Below are 15,532 nucleotides of genomic sequence, written 5' to 3' on the forward strand. Positions count from 1 at the left end.
TTCTATAATAGCACAATATCATCTACATGTGCAATTTCTAAATTCTTTACTTTCTTATCTTTTACTATTTGCGAAGCGTCAACCTTAGCTTTGGCGACGGCGAAAATCAAACCCGTATTATCGGCAATTTGAAAAACCTCCCCGGCTTCAAAATCTGCTACAATATCTATAACACCCACCGCAAGTAAGCTTTTACGATTTTGTAACGCTTCAAGAGCTCCTTTATCCACCTTTACTAAACCAACAATCAAGCTACCACTTGCCATCCATTTATTGCGAGAAGATACCTTTTTCTCCTGTGCTCTACAGATAGTGCCCGTCTCCCCTTTCTCCGCATATAAAATCCCATCCGCACCATGCATACTAAATATTGTTACTTCAATCCCCATTTGCGTTGCTAAGCGCGCAAAATTCAACTTTGATGTCATTCCACCTAATCCAACTGATGATTTATCTTTTCGTGCTAAAGATAAAGCCGATTTATCAATAACTTTAATTTCAGAAATCACCTTTCCGTCAGCATCTAACACCCCTGGTACCGAAGTACACAGCAACAATTTTTTCGCTCCGAATCCGACAGCAATCAATGTTGCCAATTCATCATTATCCGAAAATTTAAGCTCTTTATTACTAACTACATCATTCTCATTAGCAACAGGAATAATATTGCTTTTCCACAAAGTTTCATAAGTACTTTTCAATTGTAAAAACTGCTCCCTATTCGAAAAATGATGACGCTCGCATAAACTTTGCGCCAAGGCTATTTTATAAGGTTTGAAATAGGTAGAATACTTACGTATCAGCAAAGGATTGCCTATAGCTGCTGCTGCTTTACGTTGCTCAAGCATACCTTTATAATTGGTGATATATTTCTTACCCGCTGCTACTGCACCTGACGAAACCAGTACAATATTGTATCTGGGTTGCAAAAGAGAAACTTGACGTGCTATTTCTAAAATAATACGCTCATCAATTTCGCCATTGGAGGTCACAGAAGCTGATCCAAATTTGATCACTAAAACAGGTTTTTTCATACGGGAATATTATAATTGTTTGCAAACAATTTTGTTACAACTCTAAGATATTATTCTTTCATCAGATTCCATATTTTATTGTCATAAATAATTAATTTTACCTATTTTTATTAGTTAATAACCAAATTATGAACTATTTATTAACCATTATCGTATTCCTCATAGGATGTGGAATTACGCATGCTCAAACCTATCTCCCCAATTGGGAATCATTAGATCAACGTGAAACACCACAATGGTGGAAAGAGGCTAAATTTGGAATTTTTATTCATTGGGGCCCTTATTCCGTTCCAGCTTATGCGCCTGTGGATGAAGTCGAAGGAATCTACGAAAAATATGCCGAGCATTATGAAAATCGACTGCTTCAAAAGAATAAGCTATTTCAAGATTACCATACAAAAACATATGGCCGTAAATTTACCTATCAAGATTTTGCACCTTTATTCAAAGCAGAACATTTTAATCCAAATAACTGGGCACAACTTTTTAAAGATGCAGGTGCAAAATATGTCGTATTAACCTCCAAACATCACGATGGTTTTTGTCTTTGGCCTAGTGAATACAGTCCGAGATGGAATAGTTATGAAATTGGATCTAATCGTGACTTAGCAGGAGAACTAACGCAAGCGGTCCGTGATAATGGATTACATATGGGCTTTTATTACTCCCTATTGGAATGGAATCATCCTTTATACAAAAAAGAAACTATTGACACATGGGTAGATCAACATATGATTCCACAAATGAAGGAACTTGTAACTAAATATAAGCCCGAGATTATATTTTCGGATGGAGAATGGGATTATAATAGTGATACACTAAAGAGTGAATCCTTCTTGGCATGGCTGTATAATGAATCAGCAGTGAAAGATGTTGTCGTCGTAAATGACAGATGGGGAAAAGAAACTCGTAGCCTTCATGGAGATTACTATACCACAGAATATGACCTAGTACATAATAATAAAGGAATAGGTGATAAATCAAATCATGCATGGGAAGAAAGCCGTGGAATTGGTACTTCATATGGATTCAATAAGTTTGAAACCAACAAACATTATTTTTCATCAAAGCAATTGATAGATTTGTTAATTGATAAAGTCAGTAATGGAGGAAATCTATTACTTAATGTGGGGCCGCAGGCTGATGGTCTTATCCCTGTAGTCATGCAAGAACGGTTATTAGCAATCGGGAAATGGTTAAATGTAAATGGCGAATCTATTTACGGGACTACAACCACGCAAGTAAAAAAAGAATTACTCAGCAAAGAGGAAAATATATCTTTTACACAAAAAGGAAAGGATCTCTACGTAATATGTAAAAAATGGCCTTCTGGGGAATTAATAATTGACGGTATCAAACACACAAACAATATCAGTTTACTGGGTACAGATCATAAGATAAAGAGTAAAATAAAAAATAAAAAACTACATATTACTGTTCCTACGATAAACATCAATGATATGCCCTGTGAGTATGCTTGGGTATTTAAAATAAGTGATGCCTTTTAGCACACAAGATCTAAGAGCGATTTGGTTAAAGTTTTCCAAACCGCTCTTCAAAAGATTTTTCCAACGAAAACATTTCATCACGCAACTTTGCGGCCTGCAAGAAGTCCATATCTTTCGCTGCTTTTTCCATACGTTTTCGTACAGTATCTACTGCTTTCTTCAATTCTTTCTCCCCCATATATTGCAATAATGGGTCAGCAGCATAGGCTACCCCACCATCTGCTTCTACATAAGGCTTCTCTTCGATCGTTTTGAAATCAGCAACAGATGTTTGCTCTATTATTTCTTCACGAGATTTACCCACTGTGGTTGGGGTGATACCATGTTCCAAATTATAAGCAATCTGCTTTTCTCGGCGTCGATTTGTTTCCTCTATGGTGACATTCATACTTTTGGTCATCCTATCGGCATACATAATAACACGGCCTTTTTCATTCCTTGCTGCACGGCCTATGGTTTGTATTAAAGATCGTTCAGACCGTAAAAAACCTTCCTTATCGGCATCAAGGATAGCTACTAAAGTAACTTCAGGAAGATCTAATCCCTCACGCAACAAATTGACACCTACTAATACATCAAACTCCCCTAATCGCAGTCCTCTTAATATTTCTACACGTTCTAGCGTTTTTACTTCCGAGTGGATATAACGCACTTTAATATTTAGGCGAGTCATATATTTCGTAAGCTCCTCAGCCATACGCTTAGTCAGGGTTGTAGCAAGCACTCTGCCACCTTCTTTGATCGCCTTAGCCACTTCCTCCAAGAAATCATCCACTTGATTAATAGCCGGCTTAACTTCTATTATCGGGTCTAACAATCCTGTAGGACGAATTACTTGCTCTACAACAACGCCTTCAGTTTGTTGCAGTTCATAATCGCCTGGTGTTGCCGAAACGTAGATTGTTTGATTTGTTAAAGACTCAAATTCAGGGAAATTCAAAGGTCTATTGTCTAATGCTGCAGGCAATCTAAATCCATATTCTACAAGTGATAACTTACGTGATCTATCGCCACCATACATAGCTCGTAGCTGAGGCAAAGTAACATGACTTTCATCGATCACTAACAAGTAATCCTCTGGAAAATAATCTAACAAACAGAAAGGACGTGTTCCCGGTTCTCTACCGTCAAAAAAACGTGAATAATTTTCAATACCAGAGCAATACCCCAACTCCCGCATCATCTCTAGATCATAATTTACACGCTCTTCAAGACGTTTTGCTTCCAGCATTTTGCCTTCTTCCTCCAATTGCTTGGTACGCTGAGACAATTCTGCCTGAATAGCCCATATAGAATCTGTAAACTTATCTTTTGGGGTAACAAAAAGATTAGCCGGAAATAAGGAAAGGGCTTCATGCTTTATAATAGTCTTGCCTGTTACTGGATCTATTTCACTAAGCTCATCAATATCGTCACCAAAGAAGGATACACGATAAGCATTATCCAAATATGCAGGGTAAATATCTACGGTATCCCCTTTCACTCTAAAAGTACCACGTTTAAAATCTGTCGTAGTACGTGCGTACAATATCTCCACTAATTTGTGGAGAAAAGCATTCCTAGAAATAGTTGTGCCAACAGCAAATCTAAATATCGAGCGAGAGAAGTCCTCTGGATTTCCCATACCATAAATACAAGATACCGAAGAAACAATAATAACATCACGCCTGCCTGACATTAATGCCGAAGTACTTGCTAGACGCAACTTCTCTATCTCTTCATTTATCGCTAAATCTTTCTCTATATAGGTATTCGTTGAAGCTATAAAAGCCTCAGGTTGATAATAATCGTAATAAGAGACAAAATAATTGACCGAATTATTAGGAAAAAATTGCTTAAACTCACCATATAACTGTGCTGCCAAAGTCTTATTATGACTGAGTATTAAGGTAGGTTTTTGTGTTTGTTGAATAACATTGGCTATTGAAAAAGTCTTTCCAGAGCCTGTTACCCCCAATAATGTTTGATACTGTTCTCCCCCATTTACACCTGCCACCAATTCCTTAATAGCTGTTGGCTGATCTCCAGTAGGTTTATATTCTGATGTTAATTGAAATTTCATTACATGAGCTTATTTGTAAAAATACCAATTAAAATTCTATTCTCATTCTACGTTGAAAGTATTATGACTATAAATAAACTTTAATGGCTATTAATTGTTAATTTTGTGAAAGAATAATTAAAATATGGTTACCATCCTAACACAACGCAATAGCATTGCCAATCATTACATTGCAGAATTACGTAATGTACATGTACAGAACGACAGAATGAGATTTCGTAAGAATATAGAAAGAATAGGAGAAACTATTGCCTATAAAATATCAGAAACTCTTACATACTTACCCCAACAAATAGAAACTCCACTAGGAATTGCGAACACAAATTTAATCGATGATCAACCCGTTATCATCAGTATCATGCGTGCAGGATTACCCTTCCATCAAGGTTTTCTTAATATTTTTGATCAAGCAGATTCTGGTTTTATTGCTGCTTACAGACATACCAAGAAAAGTGGAGAATTCGAAATACACAAAAAATATGAATCTGTTCCTAATTTAGATACTAAAATAGTCATTATAGTAGATCCTATGTTAGCTACAGGGAAAAGCTTAGCGATGTGTTGCCAAGATCTATTAATAAATTATAACATAAAGGAGTTACATGTGGCTGCAATCATAGCTTCTGAAGAAGGCTTGTCCTATGTCAAAGAAGCTCTTCCAGAAGCTATTATTTGGATTGGAGATTTAGACAAAGAACTAACAAATAAAGCTTATATCGTACCTGGTTTAGGTGATGCTGGTGATTTAGCATACGGAAAAAAATATTAATACTTAACATTCAAGAAACTTATAATGAACACTATACTTATAAATTTATTACTAAAATCATTAAATTATGGAATGGCAAAAATTCAATGGCGAATTTATTCGCACCTCATTAATCGATGCTGTTGAAGCAACGATAATTAAAGAAAAAAAAATCGGTAATAACCTAAAAGTTTATATAGGCACCGATTCACAAGTAAAACGTGGAATTGTAGAATTTGCTACGGTAATCGTTTTTCTGCGAGAACATAAGGGCGGCTTTATGTTTGTACGCAAAGACAAAAAAACACATAACATGAGTATCAAAGAACGCATGTTATTGGAGGTCCAAAACTCCATAGAAACCGCCTATCACCTATGTCCTTTACTTGATCTTTACGATGTAGATTTGGAGGTGCATGCTGACATTAATACAAATCCACATTTTAAATCTAATACAGCGCTCAAAGAAGCAATGGGTTATATATTGGGGATGGGATTTATTTTCAAGGCAAAGCCCGAGTCATTTGCAAGTACCAATTGTGCGAACAAATTAGTACAGTAAACACCAATTAATTATTATAACATACATGAAGTAGGCAACGAGTAAAATTTTTACTAATATTGCCACTATGGATGTAAAGAATAAAAATCTAATAAAGATTGCTATTGTAGGTCCCGAGTCTACAGGAAAATCAACGATGGCTAAATTTCTTGCTAAAGAATTTAATACGTATTGTGTACCTGAATACGCTAGATATTATTGCAAGAACTTAAACAACAATTACACCTTGCAAGATGAAGTGAACATGATGTATGGCCAGATCGCTCTAGAAGAGGCACTGCTAGACACGATGGACAACAATATTGTTTTTTTTGATACCACTATACTTACCGTAAAAGTATGGTCAGACCACCTATTTGATTATACGCCTGAGAACGTCTTAATGGAAATAAAAAATAGAAAGTACGACTTGTACCTATTGATGGATATTGATTTAGCATGGGAAAATGATCCACTTCGGGATTTCCCAGATAAAAGAGAGCATTTCAAAGAAATATGGTTAAAAGAATTAGAGTCAATTGATGCTAATTATGTAATAATATCCAATACAAATGAGGAAAGACTAAAAAATGGTTTAGAGTATTGTAAAAAATTTATCAAATATAGCTATGAATAGCTATATAATAAATAATCAATCCACCTTAACTTTGCCGATACCAAACCAATCTATATATTGTTCTTTTAATTACTTATAAGCTATTGTTTATTCAACAAAGTTTATAAGTATTAAAGGATATTCCATCCTTAAAATATCTTAATTAGTCTAAAACATAATCCTAATCTCGTTGTAGGTACGATAGAGATAGATGTATACTAAATTGATTCTATTTTGACATAGTCTCCTTTTTAATACCCCTTATGTTTATTATTTTTGTAAAAATAAAGAATATAAATTATGTATCCAGAATATTTAGTAGCTCCAATGCGTCAAGAATTAGTTGATGCGGGATTTCAAGAATTAAAAACTGCAGACGAAGTTAATGCAGTAATTCCTTCAGAAGGAACAGTATTTGTGGTTGTAAACTCTGTATGTGGTTGTGCAGCTGCTAATGCACGTCCTGCTGCAAAATTTGCAGTTCAGAATGGCAAAAAACCAACTAAATTGGTTACTGTATTTGCTGGTATGGAAAAAGAAGCTGTAGATCAAGCACGTTCTTTAATGTTACCTTTCCCTCCATCATCACCATCGATGGCATTATTTAAAGATGGTAAATTAGTACACATGATCGAGAGACACATGATCGAAGGTCGTCCTGCACAAATGATTGCAGACAACTTAATCGCTGCATTTGACGAATATTGTTAATTCAATCAATAGGTCTTAAAAATATAAAAGGCTATTCCGAATGGAATAGCCTTTTTATTTAAAATCTTATTTTTGAGATTATTGCATATCAAATAAATGTTTTTCGGCATGATATGATGATCTAACAAGTGGACCTGATTCTACATATTTAAAGCCCATTTCCAAACCTATCTTTTGGTATTTCTCGAATTGAGCTGGTGTAATCCAATCAATTACGGGGTGATGTGCTTTTGTAGGCTGTAAGTATTGGCCCAAAGTCAAAATATGAACCCCTACATTATATAAATCTTGCATTGCTTCAATTACATCTTCTTCGGTCTCACCTAATCCAAGCATGATACCTGATTTTGTACGTAATCCAGCTTCCGATATCAATCGTAAACATTCCAATGAGCGATCATATTTAGCTTGAATACGAACTTCTTTGGTCAAGCGACGCACGGTTTCCAAATTGTGAGATACTACTTCGGGACGAACAGCAATAACACGAGCTAAATTATCCCATTGACCTTTAAAATCAGGCAACAAAGTTTCTAAAGTAGTTTCAGGACTTTCACGACGAATAGCTTGAATAGTTTCTGCCCAAATCGTAGAACCGCCATCTTTCAAATCATCACGATCTACAGACGTGATAACACAGTGCTTTACTTGCATCAACTTCACAGAATTAGCAACACGATTAGGTTCATCCAAATCTACAGCAAGGGGTCTACCAGTCGCTACAGCACAGAAAGAACATGAGCGGGTGCAGATATTTCCTAAAATCATAAAAGTAGCGGTACCAGCTCCCCAGCACTCCCCCATATTTGGACAATTACCACTTTCACATATAGTATGCAACTTATGCTCATCTACTAAACTACGTACATGACGATATTCTTTCCCTACAGGAAGTTTAACACGCAACCAATCGGGTTTGCGTTGTGTTTGTGATACAGGTATAACAGGTAGTTCTATCATAGTCACAAATGTAAGGATTATTCTATGAATAGTGAATGCTAATTTTGTATAGTAAATATCATTTTACAACAAAAAAATACCCCCAACTGTCGCCGGGGGTATCTCATATTTAAGTTTATAGAGTAATCTTAGAATTGGAAGCCTACACCAAATTGCCAAACACGATTAGAAACAATCTTATCGGATCCTGCTACAATATTAGTTAAGCCTAAATTATAACCCGCATTTAACAAAAATCCATTGCTAAATTTATAGCCTAACATAAAGTTAGCACCAGCATCAATTACGTTAAGATCTTTATTGCTTCCGGACAATTTTAATTTATAATCATCAGAGATATTTAATGATCCTGTTACCGCTTTAGCTTTGTCTCTTCCCGATACATTAAAACCAATGTAAGGACCTGCACCTACAAAGAATTTACCTGACTCACCTGTTGGAATATAATAAACAGCATTTACAGGAATTTCGATAGACATTACATTACGTGTAATCTCTGCAGATGAACTTCCATCTTTAAAATCATATTTCGTACCTTTTCCTTGTAATGAAATACCAGGTTGAATAGAGAAATTGGAAGCTACTGGTAAATCTGCATACCCTGTAACATAAAAAGAAGTATTCACAGATTGCCCTGAAGGCATATTAGAATATTCACCTAAATTAACACCAGCTTTTATACCGTATCCCGTTTGCGCTTGAACTCCTGTAGCTATTGCCATAGCTACTCCTAATGATAGTAAAACTTTTTTCATATTAAATCCTTTAAATAATAAATGAATATTAGTTATTAGAACAACATCCAAACATCATACCAAAACGTAGGAAAAAATCAACAAATAAGTTAAACAACTATCATTCAGTAGATAACAAACCTGCATAACTGACCATAAAATATCCGTAAAAAAGTATTCAAAAAAATAGGTATTTTTTTTGTCTATAAATTTTGCATTTTCAAAATTAAGAGTTACTTTTGCATTCCCTCAAAGGGGAAAAGGTCGGATGGCCGAGTGGCTAGGCTGAGGTCTGCAAAACCTCCTACAGCGGTTCGAATCCGCTTCCGACCTCATTTTTAATTTAGAAAATATAAAAATATTAGAATAAAATGGGAGTTACACGTTTAAAAAGAAAAGACAGAAGAAACAAAACTGTTTCACGTGTTGAAGTTCAGTTTTTGAAATTAGGACGTAACATTGAAATCGGTTCTCGTTCTCAAATGTCTAAAAAAAGCCAAATCGTTAAAAACGATGAAATTTTAAATCAATTAGCTGCTCAAGCTAAATAATTTACAATTTACAACATATAAAAAAGGATCTATACTATGTATAGATCCTTTTTTATGCGCCATAAATTGTAAAGCACAAAAAATGTGGTTTAACGATATAACATCAAACCACATTTTAATATAAAAAATATTATTTAGTCTTGAATAGCAGCTACTCCAGGTAAAATTTTACCTTCCATATACTCTAATAAAGCCCCACCGCCAGTACTTACATAACTTACTTGTGAACTCATTCCAAATTTAGCTACTGCAGCTGCAGAATCACCACCACCGATTAAAGAGAAAGCACCCTTACTAGTTGCTTCTACTACCGCATCAGCAACAACTTTAGTTCCCGTAGCGAAGGTATCAAACTCAAATACCCCCATTGGGCCATTCCATAAAAGTGTTTTAGATTTCAAGATAACATCAGCAAAATCCTTAGCAGATACAGCTCCGATATCTAAGCCCTCAAGATCAGCTGGAATTTGATCATTAGGACCATCGTATACATTAGCATCGTTTGAGAATTTATCAGCAATCTGTGCATCGGTAGGAAGTATTAAATTAACACCTTTAGCAGCAGCTTTCTTCACTAGCTCATTTGCTAAATCCAATTTATCCAATTCTACTAATGATTTACCAATCTCACCACCACGTGCTTTAACGAAAGTATAAGCCATACCTCCGCCGATAATAAGGTTATCTACTTTGTCTAATAAAGCTTCGATCAACTGAATTTTATCAGATACCTTAGCTCCTCCCATAATCGCTGTAAACGGTCTTTCTGGGTTGTTTAATACTTTCTCTGCATTCTTCAACTCAGCCCCCATTAAATAACCAAAGTATTTGGCGTCAGGAAAGAATTGAGCGATCACAGCGGTAGAAGCATGTGCACGGTGAGCTGTACCAAAAGCGTCATTCACATATACATCAGCTAATTTAGAAAGTTTTTCTGCAAAGTCTTTATCTCCTTTTTCTTCCTCTTTGTAAAAACGAAGATTTTCTAACAATAATACTTGACCAGATTGAAGAGCAGCAGCTTTAGCTACAGCTTCTTCTCCAATACAATCATTAGCAAATTGTACATCGACACCCAATACCTTTGAAAGATGAGCCACGATATGTTTTAATGAGTATTTATCTGTAGGGCCATCTTTTGGTCTACCTAGGTGGGACATCAAAACAACAGAACCGCCATCGTTTAAAATTTTCTTAATGGAAGGTGTAGCCCCCTGAATTCTATTATCATCGGTAATATTAAAGTTTTCATCCAAAGGCACGTTAAAATCAACACGAACCAATGCCTTTTTACCAGCAAAATCTAAATTGTCTATTGTTTTCATATATTTATTTCTAAAACAGAACCGACTTAGCCGGCTCTAAAGTTTATTAAAGTTTAGTTGAATATAAGATGTAAATATAAAAAAAGGCTCAGAATTAATATCATCTGAGCCTTTAATAATTAATAAATTTCTTCGTTGTAAGGAAGTCTTGCTTGAATACCAGATTGCTGCAATACTTTTTTAACGTCTATAATATACCGTTTATAAATACCTAACTCCTCTTCCAAAAACATCATTTTTATTTGATCTTTGGTGGAAGATAAAAACCCAAAGAAGGTATCTTCTTTGACAGGGTACTCGGCAACTTTGTAATCTTTTATTCCTGCTTTACTAGCAGCAGCATTAATTGCGGATGCCGTATTACCGATTTTGTCAACAAGACCTAGCGATAAAGCTTGCTTACCAGTCCACACACGCCCTTGTCCAATACTGTCTACTGCAGCAACAGAAATATGACGTCCTGCAGCTACACGATTCATAAAAGTATTATACGTACTATTTACTTGAACTTGTATAATTGATCTTTCTTCAGCAGTTAATGGATCTGCAACTGAAGACATCAAACCGGAGAATCTTCCGGTGTTTACTTCCTCAATATGAACACCTAACTTATTGTTCAACAAATCTTTCATATTGGGGATCAAACCAAATACACCTATTGACCCTGTCAATGTACTCTCCTCAGCAAAAATAGAATCTGCCGCAGCCGCAATATAATATCCCCCAGAGGCTGCGTAATCCCCCATTGACACCATTATAGGTTTCACCTTTTTAGTTAATTCTACTTCTCTCCAGATGATTTCAGAAGCTAATGCAGAACCACCACCTGAATTCACTCTTAAAACTACAGCTTTAACATTATCATCTTGTCTCAGCTTACGTAGTTCTTTGGAGATTTTATCGCCACCAATCTGACCTACTTTACCTTCACCGTCGACAATATCACCATACGCGTACAATACTGCCACCTCATCTTTAGCTGTAGGGATAGTTGAATTCCCACTGTATTTTAAGATAGATACAGAAGATATATCATCATCTTCCTTAATATTTAAACGCTTCTTTATTTCACTTAACAATTCATCTTTATACAATTTACCATCGATAAATTTATATTTTAATGCATCATCGGCATTTCTGATCAAATAATTATCAGCAATACTACGAAGTGAATCAACCGTTATCTTCCGATCAACAGATATATCCGCTAGAAAAGTAGTATAAATACTATTGATGTACGAGTTAACTTGCTCTCGATTTGCTGGACTCATCTCATTAAGTATAAATGGTTCGACAGCCGATTTATAAGTTCCGACCTTAATCACTTGCATCTCAATCCCCAGCTTATCCAAAGCTTCTTTCATGAATACAACAGATGAGCTAATACCTTTGAAATCTAAACTACCTTCTGGATTCAGGTATATTTTATCTGCTACAGAGGCTAAGTAATAGGCTTTCTGTGAATACACATCGCTATAAGCGACAATAAATTTTTTAGTAGCTTTAAAATCTAGTAAGGCAGTACGAATAGCTTCTAAACTAGCATAGCCCAATCCTACTGTAGAAGTATTCAGATATATCCCTTTGATATTATCATCTGATTTAGCAGATTTAATACGTGCAAGAATATCGTTCAATCCTATTGATTTTTCAGAATTATAAAAAGGAACATCAATATCTTCTAACGGATTAGATTCTGTTTTTTCAACTATATTATAATCTAAACTAATATAAAGAATAGAATTTGGGGAGGCAGATATTACTGCATCTTTGGTACTTTGTTGGACCAATACGCCAACTAGAAAAATAAGACCAATAAAAAGAAGTACAGTTGACACTATAATCCCTGTTACTGTAGCAAGCACTTGTTTAATAAAATTCATACATACAAATAATTTATACCCTAAAATTAGTAGAATAAATTTGATTTTATGAAATATTAAATCCATTATTGCAATATATCAATGATGAATACGATTTACATACTATTAGGCGCTAATTTAGGAGATCCTTTAAAACAAATGAGAAGTGCCTATCATTTGTTAAATAAGAAACTTGGCAAAGTTATTGTAAGTTCTTCAAATTATGAATCTGCAGCTTGGGGTATAGAAGATCAACCCATTTATTACAATCAAGTACTATGCATAGAAACACAGTATACAGCTATAGAAAGCCTTTCTATTTGTCAAGAAATAGAACATGAATTAGGGCGTGTAAGAAAAGAAAAATGGGGCGCAAGAATTATTGATGTCGATATATTATATTATAACAATGCTATAATATCTACCGCAACATTGACTGTACCACATCCCTACATTCATTTGCGTAATTTCACATTATTACCCCTAATAGAGATAGCTCCAGATTATATACATCCTAATTTTAACAAGACTAATAAACAACTTTCAATAGACTCTGTGGATAAATTATTTGTAAAAAAAATTAACAGCTATGAAAAATTATAAAATTATCAACCCAACTGTCATACATGAGTCTATGATGAATAATGATAGTATGGTTAAGCAATTTGTTGAATTATATATAGCACAATGCCCATTAGATTTTGAAGCATTAGCACAGACTATAAAGCAGGGGGATCATAAAGCGATCAGTTCTGCGGCACACCATATCAAGCCTACAATGGAATATATAGGCGCTTCTAATTTAAGAGCCCATTTTCAAGAACTTGAAAAATTAGGTTCTAAAGAGTCGGATATAGCAGATATAATTAAAAAATTCGAAGAGATAAAACCAAAATTTGAATTGATGTTAGAAGAGCTAAGGTATTTTAATACCTAAAAAGGAAGAATTAAATTCTTCCTTTTTAGGTATTAGTTATCGTTGAAATTGAGTTCAAATTTATATCCTACTCCTTTAACAGTATATACATAATTATCTCCAATTTTTTCACGCAATTTTCTGATATGAACATCTATTGTTCGATTGGTTACGATAACCGAATCTTCCCAAATAGCTTTTAGAATTTGTTCTCTAGTAAAGACTTTATTAGGTTTAGAAGCTAAAAGATATAATAATTCAAATTCCTTTTTCGCTAGTACAATTTTTTCATTGCCTCTAAACACTAAAAATGAATCTCGATCAATGACTAAGTCAGCAATTTCAAACTTATCGGCAACTTCTTCCACATTATCTTGCGCATTACGTCTTAGAATAGCGTTGATACGCGACATTAAAGCTCGAGGTTTTATTGGTTTAGCGATATAATCATCAGCACCAACATTAAAACCTGCAATTTCAGAATATTCTTCACTTCTCGCCGTTAAGAATACCATAAATGTATTCTTAAATTCGGGCATGGCCCGCATAATACGACATGCTTCAATACCGTCCATAACAGGCATCATAACATCAAGAATAATCAAATCAGGATTTACTTCTTTGGCTTTTTCAATAGCTATCTTACCATTAGGAGCAGTGTAAACCTGATAACCTTCTTTAGTTAAATTATAGGAAATCAAATCCGAAATATCTTGCTCGTCATCTACTACGAGAATTTTTTGATTAGCACTCATGGTTGTTTTTTTACTAAAGTATATACTTTATGGTAATATAAAGTTAATCAAATGTTATGAAATTGTTAACAAGACCAAATACATTAACAATTACGTAAACTATATTACTTTAAAGTCTTCTTTAGAAACTCCTCCAATTGAGCACTTCGTAAATTCTTAGCAATTATAATTCCATTTGGATCTACTAATACAGAAGAAGGAATGGCTTTTATACGATAATCAATTATCAAGTTTGAAGTCCAAGCTTTCAAATCAGAAATATTAGTCCATGGCAATTTATCATCTTCAATAGCACGCATCCAAGAGCCAGGATTATTATCTAACGATACCCCCAATATAGTGAAGTTCTTGTCTTTAAACTCATTATAAATACGTACTAAATTAGGATTTTCTTTACGACAGGGCACGCACCATGAAGCCCAAAAATCAACCAATGTATATTTGCCTTTATAATCTGCTAATCTAACAGTCTTATTATCTGGCGTATAAGCTTCAAATAATGGAGCAGGTTGTCCAACAGCAAGCTTACGTAACTTATCAACTTCTTCTTTGAATTGAATTACAGCTCTATTATCTACAAATTGATCTTTGATCTGATCAGCATAATTAATCAATTCCGTTTCTGCGACTTCCGGATCTAATGTGCTCATAGCATAAAAACCAGCTAAATTAGATTGATTAGCGGCATATGCACTCGCTTGGCTCGTATAATAGCTCATTGTCTCTCTATATTTAGCCAAATACTCCGCGCGCATACTCTCAATCTCAGGTTCTGATTTATTAGCTATTCGTTTCATAAAATCATTCTGTAAAGAATCTTCTAGGAAATCTTTGCGCTGTTTGATCTGTGCAAATAACTGTAAAGCGGTCGATAGCTCAGATCCTTCAACATTATATTTCTCTGGATCATTTTGCAAGTCAGCAGTAAACACCAGTTTCTCACCTGGCGTCAAGATAATAGGGTATTTATTATTCCCTATTTGAACGGTCATTAATCTTGGTTGTGTAGCTTGACGTTCAAATTTGAATTTATTTTGGTCACTTAAAAAGACAGAGTCTAATTTCCGTTCACCTTCATAAAAAGCTACAACCTTAACATTACCGGGATTACTAATCTCCCCGGAAATAGAAATTAAATCCTTATTTGAACAACTGATTGTTCCCAACAACACCAATCCGGCAATAATAGATTGTAGCTTTTTCATTATA

16 protein-coding genes and 1 tRNA gene are annotated in these 15,532 nt (G+C 34.7%); 9 read left to right on the forward strand and 8 right to left on the reverse strand.

Annotated elements, in window-relative coordinates; translation table 11 throughout:
• Positions 1 to 2 precede the first annotated feature (2 nt).
• Entirely contained in the window at positions 3 to 1,034 is a 1,032-nt protein-coding gene (gene proB / locus IP023_RS02400) for a glutamate 5-kinase (RefSeq protein WP_241788647.1), read from the reverse strand.
• 128 nt (positions 1,035 to 1,162) lie between these two features.
• Here proB and IP023_RS02405 point away from each other — a divergent pair, with 128 nt between their 5' ends.
• Positions 1,163 to 2,542: an alpha-L-fucosidase gene (locus IP023_RS02405; RefSeq protein WP_241788648.1), complete on the forward strand. Its 1,380-nt coding sequence runs from the start codon at positions 1,163 to 1,165 to the stop codon at positions 2,540 to 2,542.
• Between the two features lie 25 nt (positions 2,543 to 2,567).
• Here the strand turns inward: IP023_RS02405 and uvrB are convergent, their stop codons facing one another.
• Positions 2,568 to 4,604, reverse strand: coding sequence for an excinuclease ABC subunit UvrB (gene uvrB, locus IP023_RS02410; protein ID WP_241788649.1), 2,037 nt, complete (start codon positions 4,602 to 4,604; stop codon positions 2,568 to 2,570).
• Between the two features lie 124 nt (positions 4,605 to 4,728).
• Here uvrB and upp point away from each other — a divergent pair, with 124 nt between their 5' ends.
• The 4 genes from upp (at position 4,729) to IP023_RS02430 (ending at position 7,220) form a co-directional block, all read left to right on the forward strand.
• The gene (gene upp / locus IP023_RS02415) at positions 4,729 to 5,373 is read left to right on the forward strand and encodes a uracil phosphoribosyltransferase (protein ID WP_241788650.1); all 645 of its coding nucleotides are present in this window, start codon (positions 4,729 to 4,731) and stop codon (positions 5,371 to 5,373) included.
• 67 nt (positions 5,374 to 5,440) lie between these two features.
• Positions 5,441 to 5,914, forward strand: coding sequence for a ribonuclease H-like YkuK family protein (locus IP023_RS02420; protein WP_241788651.1), 474 nt, complete (start codon positions 5,441 to 5,443; stop codon positions 5,912 to 5,914).
• A gap of 67 nt (positions 5,915 to 5,981) precedes the next feature.
• Positions 5,982 to 6,530, forward strand: a complete 549-nt coding sequence (locus IP023_RS02425) for an AAA family ATPase (RefSeq protein WP_241788652.1) — start codon at positions 5,982 to 5,984, stop codon at positions 6,528 to 6,530.
• A gap of 279 nt (positions 6,531 to 6,809) precedes the next feature.
• Positions 6,810 to 7,220 carry a BrxA/BrxB family bacilliredoxin gene (locus IP023_RS02430; protein WP_241788653.1) on the forward strand — a complete coding sequence of 137 codons (411 nt, stop codon included), beginning with the start codon at positions 6,810 to 6,812 and terminating at the stop codon, positions 7,218 to 7,220.
• A 78-nt stretch (positions 7,221 to 7,298) separates the two neighbouring features.
• On the opposite strand, the gene lipA is transcribed toward IP023_RS02430, so the two are convergent.
• Together lipA and IP023_RS02440 are read right to left on the reverse strand one after the other, a co-directional pair.
• Complete coding sequence (lipA, locus tag IP023_RS02435) at positions 7,299 to 8,180, reverse strand: lipoyl synthase (protein WP_241788654.1); 882 nt, start codon at positions 8,178 to 8,180, stop codon at positions 7,299 to 7,301.
• A gap of 128 nt (positions 8,181 to 8,308) precedes the next feature.
• Positions 8,309 to 8,935, reverse strand: a complete 627-nt coding sequence (locus tag IP023_RS02440; RefSeq protein ID WP_241788655.1) for a porin family protein — start codon at positions 8,933 to 8,935, stop codon at positions 8,309 to 8,311.
• A gap of 241 nt (positions 8,936 to 9,176) precedes the next feature.
• On the opposite strand from IP023_RS02440, the gene IP023_RS02445 reads away from it, so the two are divergent.
• Positions 9,177 to 9,247: transfer RNA gene (locus IP023_RS02445), tRNA-Cys, on the forward strand.
• 38 nt (positions 9,248 to 9,285) lie between these two features.
• Positions 9,286 to 9,465: a spore protein gene (locus IP023_RS02450; protein WP_241788656.1), complete on the forward strand. Its 180-nt coding sequence runs from the start codon at positions 9,286 to 9,288 to the stop codon at positions 9,463 to 9,465.
• Positions 9,466 to 9,599: 134 nt separating this feature from the next.
• Here the strand turns inward: IP023_RS02450 and IP023_RS02455 are convergent, their stop codons facing one another.
• Both IP023_RS02455 and sppA read right to left on the reverse strand, forming a co-directional pair.
• Positions 9,600 to 10,790: a phosphoglycerate kinase gene (locus tag IP023_RS02455; RefSeq protein ID WP_241788657.1), complete on the reverse strand. Its 1,191-nt coding sequence runs from the start codon at positions 10,788 to 10,790 to the stop codon at positions 9,600 to 9,602.
• A gap of 119 nt (positions 10,791 to 10,909) precedes the next feature.
• Entirely contained in the window at positions 10,910 to 12,673 is a 1,764-nt protein-coding gene (gene sppA, locus IP023_RS02460; protein ID WP_241788658.1) for a signal peptide peptidase SppA, read from the reverse strand.
• A gap of 81 nt (positions 12,674 to 12,754) precedes the next feature.
• Between sppA and folK the strand changes: the two genes are divergently transcribed.
• Together folK and IP023_RS02470 are read left to right on the forward strand one after the other, a co-directional pair.
• Complete coding sequence (gene folK, locus IP023_RS02465; protein WP_241788659.1) at positions 12,755 to 13,255, forward strand: 2-amino-4-hydroxy-6-hydroxymethyldihydropteridine diphosphokinase; 501 nt, start codon at positions 12,755 to 12,757, stop codon at positions 13,253 to 13,255.
• Positions 13,242 to 13,589, forward strand: a complete 348-nt coding sequence (locus IP023_RS02470; RefSeq protein ID WP_241788660.1) for an Hpt domain-containing protein — start codon at positions 13,242 to 13,244, stop codon at positions 13,587 to 13,589. The genes folK and IP023_RS02470 overlap by 14 nt, the downstream gene beginning before the upstream one ends.
• Positions 13,590 to 13,621: 32 nt before the next feature.
• Here the strand turns inward: IP023_RS02470 and IP023_RS02475 are convergent, their stop codons facing one another.
• Positions 13,622 to 14,323 carry a response regulator transcription factor gene (locus IP023_RS02475; RefSeq protein ID WP_241788661.1) on the reverse strand — a complete coding sequence of 234 codons (702 nt, stop codon included), beginning with the start codon at positions 14,321 to 14,323 and terminating at the stop codon, positions 13,622 to 13,624.
• A gap of 104 nt (positions 14,324 to 14,427) precedes the next feature.
• The gene (locus IP023_RS02480; RefSeq protein ID WP_241788662.1) at positions 14,428 to 15,528 is read right to left on the reverse strand and encodes a TlpA disulfide reductase family protein; all 1,101 of its coding nucleotides are present in this window, start codon (positions 15,526 to 15,528) and stop codon (positions 14,428 to 14,430) included.
• Positions 15,529 to 15,532 lie beyond the last annotated feature (4 nt).

Source organism: Sphingobacterium rhinopitheci (assembly GCF_022627575.1).
GTDB lineage: Bacteria > Bacteroidota > Bacteroidia > Sphingobacteriales > Sphingobacteriaceae > Sphingobacterium > Sphingobacterium rhinopitheci.